Below are 16,122 nucleotides of genomic sequence, written 5' to 3'. Positions count from 1 at the left end.
CGTCACTTCAACAAGTGTTCCATACATTCCGCACGGAACAGGGCATCCGCGCCGCGGTCAGAAGCCGCCCCAATAGGGCGGCATGCCGTAGTAGCGATGCAGCTCGACCTCTTTCGCACGATCGCCCCAGTCGAAATCCTTGTCGGCTCGGAATGACGGCGCGCGCTTCAGCTCTTCATCGTCGATGTTGATTTCGTAGGCTTCGAACTTCGTGTTGTAGCGAAGCCGTCCCCACGGCAGCGGAATAAGATTGGCTCCGATGCCGAGGAAGCCGCCAAAACTCAAGATTGCATAGGAGACTTTACCGGTGATCTTGTCGATCATCAGCCGTTCGATGTGGCCAACCATGTCCCCGTTCGGCCGGCGCACCGCAGTCCCCTCGACGCGGTCGCTCGCGATCAGCGGATGTGGCGTGGCCATGACCTCGCTTGCCATAGCACCCTCCACACGTGGATGAAGGAATCAACGTGGCAGCGGGCGGCTGGTTCCGCTCTGTGGCAACCAGCCTGTCCTATTCGGAAATCACGAAATGCGCAACGCGACCGGCCGAACCCCCACCCGACTCGAACCAATAATGCGGTGGGCAGCAAATGCTGCAGCCTCGAATGAAACTGTGGCCTTCAGGCCGCGAGCGCGTCGGGATCGGCTTCCTCGTAGATTGCGATCGCCTCGAAGCGATAGTCGCAGGCGCGGCAGAACCAGAGGAAGGATGTGCGTCCCGGACTGCTCTCGACCCAATCTGGTCTCGGGATCGGCTTGCCGCACTGGGCACAGGGATTCCCGCGAGGCAGATAGCTGGAGTCGAGTCGAGCCATGGCGCATCTCCCTAGACTTCGGACGTCGTAACGACGTCTCGCTTTTTGAAATGTTGTTGAATGAGACAGATTTGCTGTCGAAATGGATTGGTTTTTGTCCCGGCGTCTTCTTTACACCTTGACTGCGTCTTTTGCACGACATTCCTTGCGCGTCCGCATGACGCAGATTCGCGTCGCTCGACGCGATGCATCGCACGCACAACGTAAGCGTCACGCCGGACGTGTTCGTTAGGACGTGCAGCGGCCGCGGACATCTCGCCGCGATGTCGTCCGTTTTTCGCCACATCTTGGCCCGCCGGTGGAACTAATCGAAAGCGCCCACCGCTCACGTCTCCATCCCACCGGGATCATTTTTATGAAAAGTTTTTCGAAATTCGTCTGGCTCGCCGCCATGGCAGCGTTGCTGGTCTCGCCTTCGGCAATGGCGCAGAGCCGCGCTCAATATGAGAGCATGGTCGCAAGCCATGCACGCGCCAACAACGTCCCGGAAGCGCTGGTGCACCGGGTGATCGTGCGCGAGAGCAAGTATCATCCGAATCTCGTCGGGCGTGGCGGCACGATTGGTTTGATGCAGATCAAGCTGCCGACCGCACGCGGTCTCGGCTATACCGGCGACGCCGCGGGCCTGCGCGATCCAGACACCAACCTCGCCTGGGGTATCAAATATCTTGCCGGCGCCTACCGCGCCGCCAACGGCGATCACGGCCGCGCCATGCGTTATTATGCGAGCGGCTATTATTATGCCGCAAAGCGCCAGCGGCCCGAAAAGCCCCTGCAGATCGCCCCCGTGCTGGCCAGCGATGCGCCGCCGAAAATCGTCGGTGCGCCGACCGCGAGAGCGAAAACACCCGCCGACGCGAATGCGCTACACGCTACAGAATAGCTAAATCTCTTGTCCCGGACGCGGAGCAGGTCGTCCGGAGCACGAGATCGACGCAAGTTCCGCAAACCCGCGTTGACACGCGGGCACATCTGCCTACATTAGCCCTGTTCCGAGGGGTGCTCCGACGAGGAGCTGAGATACCGCAAGCTTGGGCAATTCAGCCTGGGACCGCGGTGACCCTTTGAACCTGATCCGGGTCATGCCGGCGAAGGGACAGGGATGTACCAGAAGTCAGATCTGCGGCGGGATTCTCCCGTTTCCATCATCGGCGCGGGCATTGCCGGCGCATGGCAGGCCCTGCTGTTCGCGCGGGCCGGCCATGCCGTCACTCTGTATGAGCGCAGTGACGCCGATATGACGCTCTCCACCAGCCACTGGGCCGGCGGCATGCTCGCCCCCTATTGCGAGGCCGAGGCCTCGGAGCCGGTGATCGGCCGGCTCGGCCTCCGCTCGCTCGATCTGTGGCGCGAACTTTTTCCCGATACCCCGTTCAATGGCTCGCTGGTGGTGGCGCATGCCCGCGACCGGGCCGATTTCGAGCGCTTTGCAAAGCTCACCACCGGCCACATCAGGTTAGATGCCGGCGGCGTCGGCCAGCTCGAACCGTCGCTGGATGGCCGCTTCCATGACGGTCTGTTCTATGCCGACGAGGGCCATGTCGAGCCGCGCAAGGTGCTGCCCGAACTGCATGCGCGCATCAAGGCGGCGGGCGGCACGATCAAGTTCGACTGCGACGCCGCTGCGGAAGATCTCGACGGCATCGTGATCGACTGCCGCGGGCTGGCGGCGCGCGACGAGCAAAGCAAGCTGCGCGGCGTCAAGGGCGAGATGATCATCATTGAGACGGATGAAGTCGAGCTGTCGCGCCCGGTGCGGCTGATCCATCCGCGCTGGCCGCTTTACGTGATCCCGCGTGGCGACAACAAATTCATGCTGGGCGCGACCTCGATCGAGGCCGAGGACACCGGCGTCAGCGTTCGCTCGGCGCTGGAGCTGCTCGGCGCGGCTTACGCCGTGCATCCGGCATTCGCCGAAGCGCGCATCGTCGAATTCGGCTCGGGCCTTCGCCCCGCCTTCCCCGACAATCTGCCGCGGATCACGATCGGCAAGAACAAGATCGCGGTCAACGGGCTTTACCGCCACGGCTTCCTGCTGGCGCCGGCGCTGGCCGAATTGACGCTCAGATACGTGCAGCGCGGCGCGATCGACAATGAGGTGATGCGATGCGTGTGACCGTCAACGGCGAAGCGCGCGAGATCGCCGCGGTCAGCGTCGACGGGCTGCTCGCCGAACTCGACTACGAAGGCACGCATTTCGCGATCGCGCTGAATTACGACGTCGTGCCGAAAAGCCGCTGGGCGGAAACCATGCTGAAAGCCGGCGACGAAATCGAGATCATCACGCCACGGCAGGGAGGGTGAAGGTGATGATCACGCCGCACACTCCGCTGTCATCGCCCGGCTCGACCCGGCGATCCAGTACGCCGCGGCCGATCGGTTTGATCGAGATGCCTCTGGAATACTGGATCCCCGCTTTCGCGGGGATGACAAGATCATTTGAGGAGATACCGTCCGCATGCTGAACTTCTACGGCAAGACCTTCTCCTCCCGCCTCCTGATCGGCACGGCGCTGTATCCATCGCCGGCGATCATGCAGAACGCGATCCGCGCATCGGGGGCCAACATCGTCACGGTGTCGCTGCGGCGCGAGGCTGCCGGCGGCAAGACAGGCGATGCGTTCTGGTCGCTGATCCGCGAGCTCGATGTGACGGTGCTGCCGAACACCGCCGGCTGCCGCAGCGTGCGCGAGGCGGTGACCACGGCAAAGCTCGCGCGCGAGCTATTCGCCACGCCCTGGATCAAGCTGGAGGTGATCGCCGACAACGACACGCTGCAGCCCGACGTGGTCGGCCTGGTCGAAGCCGCCGGCATCCTGATCAAGGACGGCTTTGAAGTATTCCCCTATTGCACCGAGGATCTTTCGGTCGCGATGCGGCTGATCGATGCCGGGTGCAAGGTGGTGATGCCATGGGCCGCGCCGATCGGAAGTGCAAAAGGCATCACCAACCGCGATGCGCTCAAGCTGATGCGCGAGCGGCTGCCTGACGTGACGCTGGTGGTCGACGCCGGCCTCGGCGCGCCCTCGCACGCGGCCCACGCCCTCGAACTCGGCTACGACGCCGTGCTGCTCAACACGGCGGTCGCCAAAGCCACCGATCCGGTCGCGATGGCGACCGCGTTCCGCCTCGGCGTCGAAGCCGGCCGCACCGCCTACGAAGCCGGCCTGATGGAAGCCCGCGACTTCGCCTCGCCCTCAACCCCTGTGATCGGGACCCCGTTCTGGCATGCCGTATCCTGACCGATTCTATCCCGTCGTCGACAGCGTCGCCTGGGTGGCGCGGCTGGCGCTGCTCGGCGCCGGCACCATCCAGTTGCGCGCCAAGAACCTCGACGACGCCGAGGCGCTGCAGATCGTGACCGACGCGCTCGAAGTCATCAAGGGCACCGAGGCCAAGCTCGTCGTCAATGATTACTGGCGCGCCGCGATCGTCGCCGGCGCCAAACATGTGCATCTCGGCCAGGAAGACCTCGTCGGCGCCGACCTCGCCGAAATCCGCAAAGCCGGATTGACGCTCGGCATCTCCACTCACGACGACGAGGAGCTGGCGACCGCGCTGGCAGCCAAGCCGGACTATGTCGCGCTCGGCCCGATTTTTCCGACCACGCTGAAGTCGATGCGCTTCGCGCCGCAGGGCATTCCAAAGATCACCGAATGGAAAAAGCGCATCGGTGACATCCCGCTGGTTGCGATCGGCGGCATCAAGTTCGAGCAGGCCGCCGAGATCTATGCGGCGGGTGCCGACTCCATCGCCGTCGTCAGCGACGTCACCCAGAACGCCGATCCGGATGCGCGGGTGCGGCAGTGGCTCGGCCAAACCGCAGAGGCAGCGTGATGCACAACTCTCTCCCCGTCATTGCGAGCGAAGCGAAGCAATCCATTGGCGCCGCGAATTCGGCGGCAGTGGATTGCTTCGTCGCTTCGCTCCTCGCAATGACGGAAGAAATTTCCACCGGCGTCATTCCGGAGCGCGCGCAAGCGCGAATCCGGAATCTCGCTCAATAACCTCGAGGTTCCGGATCGGTCCGCTTGGCGGTCCGTCCGGAACGACGCCCATAACACGGAGGATACGGTATGAACATTCGCTCCAATCCCGACACCACCCTGCCCGCCGTCACCACCGGCCCGCTGCCCTCCTCGCGAAAAATCTTCGCCACGCCGGAAGCCGCGCCCGACCTGCGCGTGCCGCTGCGCGAGATCATTCTTTCGGAAGGCGCCGGCGAGCCGAACCTGCCGGTCTACGACACCTCCGGCCCCTATACCGACCCGTCCGTCGTGATCGATGTCAACGCCGGTCTTCCCCGCAACCGTCTTGCCTGGGTCAAGGAGCGCGGCGGCGTCGAGGAATATGAGGGTCGTGAGATCAAGCCCGAAGACAACGGCAATGTCGGCGCGTCGCACGCCGCAAAGGCCTTTACCGCGCATCACAAGCCGATCCGCGGCCTCGACGGCCACAAGATCACCCAGCTCGAATTCGCCCGCGCAGGCATCATCACCAAGGAGATGATCTATGTCGCCGAGCGCGAGAACCTTGGCCGGAAGGCCCAGCTTGAGCGCGCGGAAGCCGCATTGGCGGATGGCGAAAGCTTTGGCGCTGCGGTGCCGGCCTTCATCACGCCGGAGTTTGTCCGCAGCGAGATCGCGCGCGGACGCGCCATCATCCCGTCCAACATCAACCACGCCGAACTCGAGCCGATGATCATCGGCCGCAACTTCCTGACCAAGATCAACGCCAACATCGGCAACTCCGCCGTCACCTCCTCGGTGGAAGAGGAAGTCGACAAGATGGTGTGGGCGATCCGCTGGGGCGCCGACACCGTGATGGACCTCTCGACCGGGCGTAACATCCACACCACGCGGGAATGGATCTTGCGCAACTCGCCGGTGCCGATCGGCACCGTGCCGATCTACCAGGCGCTGGAGAAGTGCGAAGGCGATCCCGTCAAGCTGACCTGGGAGCTCTACAAGGACACGCTGATCGAGCAATGCGAACAGGGCGTCGACTATTTTACGATCCATGCCGGCGTGCGCCTGCCCTACATCCACCTCACCGCCAACCGCGTCACCGGCATCGTGTCGCGCGGCGGCTCGATCATGGCGAAGTGGTGCCTGGCGCATCACAAGGAAAGCTTCCTCTATACCCACTTCGAGGAGATCTGCGACCTCATGCGCAAGTATGACGTCTCGTTCTCGCTCGGCGACGGCCTGCGCCCCGGCTCGATTGCGGATGCCAACGACCGCGCACAGTTCGCCGAACTAGAAACGCTCGGCGAGTTGACAAAGATCGCGTGGGACAAGGGCTGCCAGGTGATGATCGAAGGTCCCGGCCATGTGCCGATGCACAAGATCAAGATCAACATGGACAAGCAGCTCAAGGAGTGCGGCGAAGCGCCATTCTACACGCTTGGGCCGCTGACCACCGACATCGCGCCGGGCTACGACCACATCACCTCAGGCATCGGCGCGGCCATGATCGGCTGGTTCGGCTGCGCCATGCTCTGCTATGTCACGCCGAAGGAGCATCTCGGCCTGCCCGACCGCAACGACGTGAAAACCGGCGTCATCACCTACAAGATCGCCGCCCACGCCGCCGATCTCGCCAAGGGCCACCCCGCCGCGCAACTGCGCGACGACGCGCTGTCGCGCGCAAGGTTCGACTTCCGCTGGACCGACCAGTTCAACCTCGGCCTCGATCCCGATACAGCCCGCCTCTTCCACGATGAGACGCTGCCGAAGGAAGCCCACAAAGTCGCCCACTTCTGCTCGATGTGCGGCCCAAAGTTCTGCTCGATGAAGATCACGCAGGACGTGCGGGATTATGCGGCAACGCTGAACGATCCGGCAAGCGTCGGCATGTCGGTGAGCGGGACCATCGAGGATGGGATGAAGCAGATGTCGGAGAAGTTCAAGGAGATGGGGAGCAGCGTGTATCTGGATGCGGAGAAGGTGAAGGAGAGCAATCGGGTGTTGTGAGCGCTACCCACTCACCGAAACCGCAATGACCGACAGTCTGACCGGTGTCTGGGACGGCACCTTTGTTCAGCGGCAGATCGGAATGGTCACGTTTCTTGCAACGCTCATCGAAACCGGTGGCGCGCTCACAGGAAACGTGACCGAACCGTGCACGGTGCCTGGCTGCCCGATCGGCACCCACAACGCCTCGATTGCCGGTCATCGATCCGGCAGCGCCGTCTCCTTCTTCAAGCATTACGACCCGCCGGGTAATGGCTATGACACCGTCTCCTATGAAGGCACGGTCAACGCCGACGCCACGGAAATCGACGGACGCTGGAAACTGCCGGGCACGGCGGCCTCGGGGACGTTTCTGATGGTGCGATCGGGCAAGCCGGCGGAGGCGGTCGCGGCGGAAGAGCGGGCGAAGGAGCCGACGCGGTAGCGTGTGGCGCTAACCCGTAGAGCTTAGCGCATTCCGCTGCGTTGAGGCATGGGTTGCTTCGCTCTCGCTAAAGCTTCGGCGACAAGTCGCAGCGCGGATAGCGAAACGAACGCGCCAGCGACGCGAGCTCGCCTGCTATCTGCCTGCTGTTGGGCATACACCTCTAGCTGTGGCAAGGCTCCACCAAAACTTTTCCGCGCCCATTAACCTTCCGTTAACCATTCGCGCCCACGCTTCCCGACGGCAGGGGGAGTGTGATTCCTGATGTTTCTGCTCCGCGTTCCGGAGCAGGCGTCGATCGGGAGGTGTTGATGCCCCGGGAGTATGAAGACGTCTACCTTGGCATGGACTGTGTGCCCATGCCCGAGATACCGCTGTCGGTCTCTCAGATACCCTCACCCCATGAGATCGTGCCAATGCTGATCGGCTCGACCGTCGAGGCGATCGAGCGCGAGCTCGTGCTGCAGACGCTGGCGCGCTGCCACGGCAACCGCACCCACGCCGCGCGCGTGCTCGGACTTTCGGTGCGCACGATGCGGAACAAGATCCGGCAGTATGCGACTGATGGCACCGACGTGCCTGGACGTGGCTAGCTAGCGCCGGGGTTAAGCAAAGCGACCTTGCCGCGCCGTAGTTCGAAGAGCGAAGGCGGAAGCGTGCCCACCATCATGAGCACGTTGTGAGGTGGCGGGCACGGTGCTTTGCGCCTTTGCCCACCCGATTACTGTGCCAGCCAAGCCGTCATTGCGAGCGGAGCGAAGCAATCCATGCTTCGGCAGGCGGCGCTATGGATTGCTTCGCTCCGCTCGCAATGACGACGTGGAGGCAGCGACTGCGACAAAACGACTTGCCGGGCAAATCACTTCTGATTTTCAGAAATCGTGTCAAGCCCAGGAATCGATAAGAATCAAAAATATTCCGCTTTCGTTCTCACCCAAATCAGCCGCATAACCCCGGCCATCTCACGGCGACGGAGGGGCGTCGGCCATCGTCACGAACGCGCGGTGAGATGCGATGGACGCGGAAGGCGCGATAGACGTTGCGCGCTGGAGGCGTACGGCGAAGTCGTGTGGTTCTGGCGTCGCGGTGCTGGCGTTAAGTTACGCGGAAATCTCTGCGTAACGACGGAGGCAAAAAAGCCGTCCTCCGGGGAGATCACGTATAAGCCGTAAAGCCATTGCGCAGGGAAGGCCGGGATGCTCCCGCCGAACCTGTATGCTCGTGTGCGCGTTCCTTATGCGCACCTGCACACGAGACCGCGGGTGCGGCGCGCACCCGGTCTTCCCTGCGCCCTCCATGTCAAGGAGGGACAACAGAAGATGCAAACCTCGGACGCAATGCGCCGCGAGAATGCAAACACACAGTCAAATGCGAATACACACTCAATCGTCATCACCCGCGAAAGCGAAAGCGGGTGATCCAGTATTCCAGAGACTGCAGTGACTGAATCGATAGGCCGCGGCGTACTGGATCCCCGCCTTCGGGGATGACGACGTTGTTGCAGCCCCGCACTCGATCGGGCGTTGTAATGCTGCCATTCAAAATTCGAATGTCCGCGCCGCGTCAGGAATATTTTTGTTCACTCGCGCTGACTGAAATGGCGATGACTTATTTTCGACGCAGGAAAAGCCAACAGAAGGGTTGATATCGCGGGCATCGCAATAAAGATAAGAACCGTGGCGGGGGAAGGACTAACGTGGGTGAACTGCTGGGCTCGATAGCCTTTTCGTTGATCGTCATCGCCGTGATCGCGGGCGCGTGGGCCTGGATTTCGTCGCTGTTCAGGAAGGGGGCGATGGCGCTGCTCGGCTTCGATGGGGTCTGCGTCCAGCAGTTCGAGACCGTGCTGCTCTACCGCAACGGGCGTTTCGAAAAAGCCTTGCCCCCCGGCCGCCACCGTATCCGCGCCGGCAGCCGTCAACTGGCGCGGATCGATTTGCGCCCCGAAGTGTTTCGCTTCACGCAAGGCGCCGTTTCCGCAGACCGCTTTGCGGTCAACCTCGTCTATGTTGTCCGCTCCCAGATTGTCGATCCCAGGGCCTCGTTCGAAAGCACGCAGAACTACCGGGACGAGATCTGCATCCGCCTGCAATCGATCGTGAAGGCGGTGTGCAGCCGCAAACCCCGTCTCGAAATCCAGATGGATCACCAGACCTTCAGCAACAGCGTCCAGAAAGCCGCCAATCAGGTGCTTCGCTCGATCGGTTGCGAATGCCTGACCTTCGAGCTGCTGCAGGCGGACCCCGGGGGGCCCATCGTGGAGCTGGACAACCGCCGCATGGGATTTGCCGCGGGCCTGATGAAGGAAGTCTGAGTCAACTTATCCGGCACCGGCAGAGAGATTGTCTATGCTGCGCCGCTGCCGATTTCGAATAAATCATCCTATGCCCGCGCAGACGCCGCTGCGCGACGCCCACCGCACGGCCGACGCCGTGCGCAGCTCGTCTGCGCAAGCCGAATGGCTCGGGCATTGCGTAAATCGGCGCAATGCCCAACTCTTCCCCTATCGTCATCGACCCGGACATCCCAGACATGAGCCAGACCAAACTGTTCGAGCCTTTCAAGCTTGGCCCGATCGCGCTGCCGAACCGCCTCGTGATGGCGCCCTTGACCCGCAACCGCGCGGTGCCGCCCGGCATGGTGCCGAGCCCGCTTGCGGTCGACTATTACGGCCAGCGCGCCTCCGCCGGACTATTGATCACCGAGGCGAGCCAGGTTTCGCAGCAGGGCCAGGGCTATCAGGATACGCCCGGCATCTATTCGAAGGAGCAGGTCGAGGGCTGGCGCAAGATCACCGACCGCGTGCATGAAAAGGGCGGGCGCATCTTCATCCAGATCTGGCATGTCGGCCGCGTCTCGCACACAGCGCTGCAACCCGGTGGCGGCAAGCCGGTGGCGCCAAGCGCGATCCGCGCCAGGGGCAAGACCTTCGTGAACGGCACCTTCACCGAAATTTCCGAGCCACGCGCGCTTGAGCTTTCGGAAATTCCAGGCATCATCGACGACTTCAAGCGCGGCACCGAGAACGCGCTGGCGGCCGGCTTCGACGGCGTCGAGATCCATGGCGCCAACGGCTATCTGCTCGACCAGTTCGCCAAGGACGGCACCAACAAGCGCACCGATGTTTACGGTGGAGGAATCGAGAACCGCGCGAAGCTGATGCTGGAGGTCTCGAAGGCGGTGGCCGCGGTCGCTGGACCCGAGCGCACCGGCATCCGCATCTCGCCGGTGACGCCGGCCAATGACGTTTCCGACTCCAATCCGCAGCCGCTGTTCGATTACATCGTGGACGGGCTCGACGCGCTGAAGCTGACCTACATCCATGTCATCGAAGGCGCCACCGGCGGCCCGCGCGACAACGCGCGGTTCGACTACGCGTCCTTGCGCAAACGCTTCAGCGGAGCCTACGTCGCCAACAACGGCTATGATTTCGACCTCGCGACGAAAGTGCTCGAAGCCGGCGCGGCCGATCTGATCGCCTTCGGCAAGCCGTTCATCTCCAACCCCGACCTGGTCGAGCGGCTGAAGCAGGGCGCGCCTTTAAACGAATGGGATAAGGCAACGTTCTACGGCGGCGGCGCCAAGGGATATACGGATTACCCGACGTTGGCGGCGGCACAGGCGGCGGAATGATCTCGCCGCTGCCGTCATTCCGGGATGGTCCGAACGACCAGACCCGGAATCTCGAGATTCTCAGGTGCGCGAGGGCGCACCGTAGTTCGATGCTTCGCATCGCCCCGGAATGACGGAAAGAAAAAAGGCCGGGATCGCTCCCGGCCTCTCGTTTTCCCTCGTCATGCCCCGCGATGGCGACGGCGGGGCATCCAGTACCCACGGCCATCAGCGATAGAGCCGAAAAGCCGCGGCGTACTGGATCGTCCGGTCAAGCCGGACAACGACGGCGGCGGATCACTTCGCCTCGGCCCGCTTCGGCGGGGTGGCCGGCCACGACTTGATCAGCGCGTCGTAGTCCACCGTCTCGCCCTTCGGCTTCTCGTTGGCGAGCTTGCGGGCCGGCGCGATGGTCTTGTCTTTCTCGGCCTTGGCGAACCAGAACTCGGCCGACTCCTTCTTGTTCAGCTTCGGCCCGCAGGCGCCCTGCACGCCGCTCTTCTCGAGACGTTCGAGCACGGAGTCCTGGGCTGCGGCCAGCGCATCCATCGCCTGCTGCGGCGTCTTTGCACCGGACGACGCATCGCCGATGTTCTGCCACCACAATTGCGCGAGCTTCGGATAGTCAGGCACGTTGTTGCCGGTCGGGGTCCACTGCACGCGCGCCGGCGAGCGGTAGAACTCGATCAGGCCACCGAGCTTGGGCGCACGCTCGGTGAACGACTTGTCCCAGATGTCGGATTCACGCACGAAGGTGAGGCCGACATGGCTCTTCTTCAAGCTGACGGTCTTGGAATTGATGAACTGCAGATAGAGCCAGGCCGCCTTGCGGCGATCGGGCGGGGTCGACTTCAGAAGCGTGGCGGAGCCGGCGTCCTGGTAGCCGAGCTTCATGCCCTCTTTCCAGTACGAGCCGTGCGGCGACGGCGCCATGCGCCACTTCGGCGTGCCGTCGGCGTTGACGACCGCAATGCCGGGCTTCACCATGTCGGCGGTGAAGGCGGTGTACCAGAAGATCTGCTGGGCGATGTTGCCCTGCGCTGGCACCGGGCCTGCTTCGGAGAAGGTCATGCCCTGCGCCTGCGGCGGGGCATACTTCTTCAGCCAGTCGAGATATTTGCTGATCGCGTACACCGACGCCGGACCGTTGGTGTCGCCGCCGCGCTCGACGGAGGAGCCCACGGGGCGGCAGCCTTCCATGCGGATGCCCCATTCGTCGACCGGCAGGCCGTTCGGGATGCCCTTGTCGCCGTTGCCGGCCATCGACAGCCAGGCGTCGGTGAACCGCCAGCCGAGCGAGGGATCCTTCTTGCCATAGTCCATGTGACCATAGACCTTGACGCCGTTGATCTCCTTGATGTCGTTGGTGAAGAACTCGGCGATGTCCTCATAGGCCGACCAGTTCACGGGAACGCCGAGCTCGTAGCCGTACTTGGCCTTGAACTTGGCCTTGTACTCCGGATTGGAGAACCAGTCGTAGCGGAACCAATAGAGGTTCGCGAACTGCTGGTCGGGAAGCTGGTAAAGCTTGCCGTCCGGGCCGGTGGTGAAGGATTTACCGATGAAGTCGTTGACGTCGAGCTGCGGGTTGGTGACGTCCTTGCCCTCGCCCGTCATGTAGTCCGACAGGATCACGGTCTGGCCGTAGCGGAAGTGGGTGCCGATCAGGTCGGAGTCGTTGATCCAGCCGTCATAGACGTTCTTGCCGGACTGCATCTGGGTCTGCAGCTTCTCGACCACGTCGCCTTCCTGGATCAGGTCGTGCTTGACCTTGATGCCGGTGATCTCGGTGAAGGCCTTCGCGAGCGTGCGCGATTCATATTCATGCGTCGTGATGGTTTCCGACACGATGTTGATTTCCATGCCCTTGAAGGGCTCGGCCGCCTTGGCGAACCATTGCAGCTCCTTCATCTGGTCGTCCTTCGACAAGGTCGAAGGCTGGAATTCGCTGTCGATCCATCGTTGATTGACGGCGTCGTCCGCACGCGCAGGCGCGGCAATGGCCACGGAAGCCGCGATCAGCGCGGCCGCGCTGGTCATCGTCAGAAAGCTCTCCTTGGTCAACGGACCGTTCTTTGTTCTCAAGCGTCGCATGTTGGATCCTCCGGTTGCAGCGACAAACACATATTCAGGCCCGGGTTGATCCCGGATCTGCTCTTCTTCACTCGTCAGACGGTGCGGAAAATCGCAACGGCCGAGACGAGCGAAATCACGGTTGCGAGCCACAGGCTCGATACTTCAACGCCCTCCCCGATCGGAAGCGTCAGAAGCGGATCGGTGCCGACAAAGGCAATCCACAGCAAATGAATGACGGCTGACAGCACCAGCGAAATGAACAGCCGGTCGCCGCGCGTGGTCGGAATTCGCAGCACGCCGACGCGTTCGGCCTCGGGGTAGGCAACTCCAAGCCATGTCATCACCCCGAGCGTCAGCGCCAGCATCACGAAGAAGATCGCAGTCGGCAGCGTCCAGGCCATCCATGCGATGTTTTCCATGGCTACACCCTGCCCAGCGCAAAGCCGCGCGCGATATAGTTGCGGACGAACCAGATCACCAGCGCGCCGGGGATGATGGTCAGCACGCCGGCCGCCGCCAAAAGGCCCCAATCCATGCCCGCCGCCGAGACAGTCCGTGTCATGATCGCGGAGATCGGCTTGGCGCTGACCGACGTCAACGTGCGCGCCAGCAAGAGTTCGACCCAGGAGAACATGAAGCAGAAGAAGGCGGCGACGCCGATACCGCTTGCGATCAGTGGCACGAGGATCTTGATGAAGAATCGCGGGAACGAATAGCCGTCGAGGAACGCGGTCTCGTCGATCTCGCGCGGCACGCCGGAGACGAAGCCTTCGAGGATCCACACCGCCAGCGGCACGTTGAAGATGCAGTGCGCCAGCGCGACCGCCCATGGCGTATCGAACAGGTTGATCGCCGAATAGAGATTGAAGAACGGCAGCGCGAACACCGCGGCCGGCGCCATGCGGTTCGACAGCAGCCAGAAGAACAGATGCTTGTCGCCGAGGAAGCGGTAGCGCGAGAAGCCGTAAGCCGCCGGCAGCGCTACCGCGATCGAGATGACGGTGTTGATGATCACGTATTTCAGCGAATTGATGTAGCCGGAATACCAGCTCTCGTCGGTGAAGATCCGCTTGTAGTTTTCCAGCGTCGGCTGGTGCGGCCACAGCGTCATCGTGGTGACGATCTCGCTGTTGGTCTTGAAGCTCATGTTGACGAGCCAGTAGATCGGCAACAGTAGGAAGATCAGGAATAGCGAGATGATCAGGCGGCGTCCGGGAATCGAATGCATCAGGCGCCTCCCTGCTTGGCTGGGCACTCGGCACCGGCATTGGTCATCACGGTGTAGAACACCCAGCATACGATCAGGATGATCAGGTTGTAGACCAGCGAAAGCGCGGCGGCCTTGCCGAGGTCGAACTGCCCGAGCGCAATCTTGACCAGTTCGATCGAGACGAAGGTGGTCGAGTTACCGGGCCCGCCGCCGGTCACCACGAACGGCTCGGTGTAGATCATGAAGCTGTCCATGAAGCGCAGCAGCACAGCGATCAAGAGCACGCGGTTCATCTTCGGCAGCTGGATCGCCTTGAACACCGCCCAGCGCGAGGCGCCGTCGATCTGCGCGGCCTGGTAATACGCGTCGGGTATAGACTTCAGCCCGGCGTAGCACAGCAGCGCAACGAGGCTGGTCCAGTGCCAGACGTCCATCACGATCACGGTGGCCCAGGCATCGAACTCGTTCGAGACGTAGTTGTAGTCGAAGCCGAGACTGTTGAGCGTATAGCCGAGCAGGCCGATGTCGGGCCGGCCAAAAATCTGCCAGATCGTGCCGACCACGTTCCACGGGATCAGCAGCGGCAGCGCCAGGATGACGAGACAGACAGCGACGCTCCAGCCCTCGCGCGGCATCGACAGCGCCACCACGATGCCGAGCGGCACCTCGATCGACAGGATGATGGCGGAGAACAACAGGTTGCGGCCGAGCGAAGCCAGGAAGCGGCCACCGAGGTCGGTCGAGGGATCGAGCAGCTCCTTGAACCAGCCGACGCCGTTCCAGAAGAACTGGTTGTTGCCGAACGTGTCCTGCATCGAATAGTTCACGACCGTCATCAGCGGCAGGATCGCGGAGAACGCGACCACTGCGAATACAGGCAGTACCAGGAACCAGGCTTTTTGATTGATGGTCTTGTCCATCAGGCAACCCCCTCGACCAGACGGCTGTCGGCATAGACGTGAACATGGGCGGGATCGAACACGAGCCCGACCATGTTGTCGGGCACGGAGAAGCCTGGCGGCACGCGCGCGGCAAATTTGGCATCGCCGACGCGCACGCGGGCGAAGCGGGCGCGACCGAGATCGTCGATGCGCTCGATCGTAGCCGACAGCAGGCCAGATGCCGGTGCTGCGATGTTGACGAATTCCGGCCGGACGCCGACTTCGATCTTCGCGCCCGCCGGCAGCACACCGTAATTGCGGTGCAGTCCGATGATATGGCCGTCGATCCGCGCCTCGTGCCCGCTCACCACGGCCGGCACGATGTTCATGCCGGGCGAGCCGATGAAATAACCCACGAAGGTGTGCGCGGGCTTGTCGAACAGTTCGGCCGGCGTGCCGCTCTGCACGACGCGGCCGTCATGCATGACGACCACCGTATCGGCAAAGGTCAAGGCCTCGGTCTGGTCATGGGTGACATAGATCATCGTGAGATCAAGCTCGCGGTGCAGCGCCTTCAGCTTCGAGCGCAACTGCCACTTCAGTTCGGGATCGATCACGGTCAGCGGCTCGTCGAACAGCACAGCGGCCACATCGGAGCGGACGAGGCCGCGGCCGAGCGAAATCTTCTGCTTGGCGTCGGCGGTCAGGCGCGTCGCCTTGCGGTCGAGATAGAATGTGAGGTCGAGCAAATCGGCGATCTGCCTCACCCGCGCTTCGACCTCGGCCTTCGGCACGCCGCGGTTCTGCAGCGGGAATGCGAGGTTCTGCCCGACCGTCATGGTGTCGTAGATTACTGGAAACTGGAACACCTGCGCGATATTGCGCTTCTGGGTTGACAGCGGTGTGATGTCGGCGCCGTCAAACAGGATCTTTCCGCGCGACGGCGTGACGATCCCCGAAATCAGGTTGAGCAGCGTAGTCTTGCCGCAGCCGGAAGGACCGAGCAGCGCATAGGCGCCACCCTGCCGCCAGGTCATGGTCACCGGCTTCAGCGCAAAGGATTCAGGCGCGGCATCATTGCCGCCGTAGGAGTGCGCGAGATCAACGAGGTCAATGCGGGCCATGTCGCA

The 16,122-nt window shown here is 62.7% G+C and carries 17 protein-coding genes and 1 riboswitch; of the genes, 10 read left to right on the top strand and 7 right to left on the bottom strand.

All coding sequences use genetic code 11. The annotated features are described in order from the left end of the window. Window positions 1–57: 57 nt before the first annotated feature. The gene (locus tag HCN50_RS14255; protein WP_171710291.1) at window positions 58–435 is read right to left on the bottom strand and encodes a PRC-barrel domain-containing protein; all 378 of its coding nucleotides are present in this window, start codon (window positions 433–435) and stop codon (window positions 58–60) included. Window positions 436–620: 185 nt separating this feature from the next. Beyond that, on the bottom strand, window positions 621–815 hold the full coding sequence (locus tag HCN50_RS14250) for a hypothetical protein (RefSeq protein ID WP_057854958.1): 195 nt from the start codon (window positions 813–815) through the stop codon (window positions 621–623). Window positions 816–1,170: 355 nt separating this feature from the next. Here HCN50_RS14250 and HCN50_RS14245 point away from each other — a divergent pair, with 355 nt between their 5' ends. From HCN50_RS14245 to HCN50_RS14200, 10 genes are all read left to right on the top strand, one after another. Beyond that, window positions 1,171–1,698, top strand: coding sequence for a transglycosylase SLT domain-containing protein (locus HCN50_RS14245; RefSeq protein ID WP_171710290.1), 528 nt, complete (start codon window positions 1,171–1,173; stop codon window positions 1,696–1,698). 102 nt (window positions 1,699–1,800) lie between these two features. Then, window positions 1,801–1,930: riboswitch (TPP riboswitch) on the top strand. Then, window positions 1,918–2,931 (top strand): FAD-dependent oxidoreductase, encoded by a 1,014-nt coding sequence (locus HCN50_RS14240; RefSeq protein ID WP_171710289.1) that lies wholly within the window; start codon window positions 1,918–1,920, stop codon window positions 2,929–2,931. Its footprint overlaps the riboswitch before it by 13 nt. After that, window positions 2,922–3,119, top strand: a complete 198-nt coding sequence (gene thiS, locus HCN50_RS14235) for a sulfur carrier protein ThiS (protein WP_171710288.1) — start codon at window positions 2,922–2,924, stop codon at window positions 3,117–3,119. The genes HCN50_RS14240 and thiS overlap by 10 nt, the downstream gene beginning before the upstream one ends. Window positions 3,120–3,273: 154 nt before the next feature. After that, the gene (locus HCN50_RS14230) at window positions 3,274–4,056 is read left to right on the top strand and encodes a thiazole synthase (protein ID WP_171710287.1); all 783 of its coding nucleotides are present in this window, start codon (window positions 3,274–3,276) and stop codon (window positions 4,054–4,056) included. Beyond that, the gene (locus HCN50_RS14225; RefSeq protein WP_171710286.1) at window positions 4,043–4,651 is read left to right on the top strand and encodes a thiamine phosphate synthase; all 609 of its coding nucleotides are present in this window, start codon (window positions 4,043–4,045) and stop codon (window positions 4,649–4,651) included. Before HCN50_RS14230 ends, HCN50_RS14225 begins: the two co-directional genes overlap by 14 nt. Before the next feature lie 239 nt (window positions 4,652–4,890). Then, complete coding sequence (thiC, locus tag HCN50_RS14220; protein ID WP_171710285.1) at window positions 4,891–6,789, top strand: phosphomethylpyrimidine synthase ThiC; 1,899 nt, start codon at window positions 4,891–4,893, stop codon at window positions 6,787–6,789. A gap of 25 nt (window positions 6,790–6,814) precedes the next feature. Beyond that, window positions 6,815–7,213: a hypothetical protein gene (locus HCN50_RS14215; protein ID WP_171710284.1), complete on the top strand. Its 399-nt coding sequence runs from the start codon at window positions 6,815–6,817 to the stop codon at window positions 7,211–7,213. A gap of 359 nt (window positions 7,214–7,572) precedes the next feature. Continuing rightward, window positions 7,573–7,806, top strand: coding sequence for a helix-turn-helix domain-containing protein (locus tag HCN50_RS14210; RefSeq protein ID WP_171710660.1), 234 nt, complete (start codon window positions 7,573–7,575; stop codon window positions 7,804–7,806). A gap of 1,103 nt (window positions 7,807–8,909) precedes the next feature. Then, complete coding sequence (locus tag HCN50_RS14205; protein WP_171710283.1) at window positions 8,910–9,527, top strand: SPFH domain-containing protein; 618 nt, start codon at window positions 8,910–8,912, stop codon at window positions 9,525–9,527. Window positions 9,528–9,745: 218 nt separating this feature from the next. Then, window positions 9,746–10,846 carry an alkene reductase gene (locus HCN50_RS14200; protein WP_171710282.1) on the top strand — a complete coding sequence of 367 codons (1,101 nt, stop codon included), beginning with the start codon at window positions 9,746–9,748 and terminating at the stop codon, window positions 10,844–10,846. Window positions 10,847–11,122: 276 nt separating this feature from the next. On the opposite strand, the gene HCN50_RS14195 is transcribed toward HCN50_RS14200, so the two are convergent. From HCN50_RS14195 to HCN50_RS14175, 5 genes are all read right to left on the bottom strand, one after another. Next, a complete protein-coding gene (locus HCN50_RS14195) occupies window positions 11,123–12,865 on the bottom strand; it encodes an ABC transporter substrate-binding protein (RefSeq protein WP_171710659.1) in 1,743 nt (580 codons plus the stop codon). Between the two features lie 128 nt (window positions 12,866–12,993). Then, window positions 12,994–13,320 carry a DUF2160 domain-containing protein gene (locus HCN50_RS14190; RefSeq protein WP_171710281.1) on the bottom strand — a complete coding sequence of 109 codons (327 nt, stop codon included), beginning with the start codon at window positions 13,318–13,320 and terminating at the stop codon, window positions 12,994–12,996. A 2-nt stretch (window positions 13,321–13,322) separates the two neighbouring features. Continuing rightward, window positions 13,323–14,129 carry a carbohydrate ABC transporter permease gene (locus tag HCN50_RS14185; protein WP_171710280.1) on the bottom strand — a complete coding sequence of 269 codons (807 nt, stop codon included), beginning with the start codon at window positions 14,127–14,129 and terminating at the stop codon, window positions 13,323–13,325. Further along, window positions 14,129–15,031 carry a carbohydrate ABC transporter permease gene (locus HCN50_RS14180; RefSeq protein ID WP_171710279.1) on the bottom strand — a complete coding sequence of 301 codons (903 nt, stop codon included), beginning with the start codon at window positions 15,029–15,031 and terminating at the stop codon, window positions 14,129–14,131. Before HCN50_RS14180 ends, HCN50_RS14185 begins: the two co-directional genes overlap by 1 nt. Next, on the bottom strand, window positions 15,031–16,116 hold the full coding sequence (locus HCN50_RS14175) for an ABC transporter ATP-binding protein (RefSeq protein ID WP_171710278.1): 1,086 nt from the start codon (window positions 16,114–16,116) through the stop codon (window positions 15,031–15,033). The genes HCN50_RS14180 and HCN50_RS14175 overlap by 1 nt, the downstream gene beginning before the upstream one ends. Window positions 16,117–16,122 lie beyond the last annotated feature (6 nt).

It is taken from the genome of Bradyrhizobium archetypum, assembly GCF_013114835.1.
Lineage (GTDB): Bacteria > Pseudomonadota > Alphaproteobacteria > Rhizobiales > Xanthobacteraceae > Bradyrhizobium > Bradyrhizobium archetypum.
Note: the sequence above shows the minus strand (reverse complement) of the source record. Positions and strands in the feature narration are given on the sequence as shown.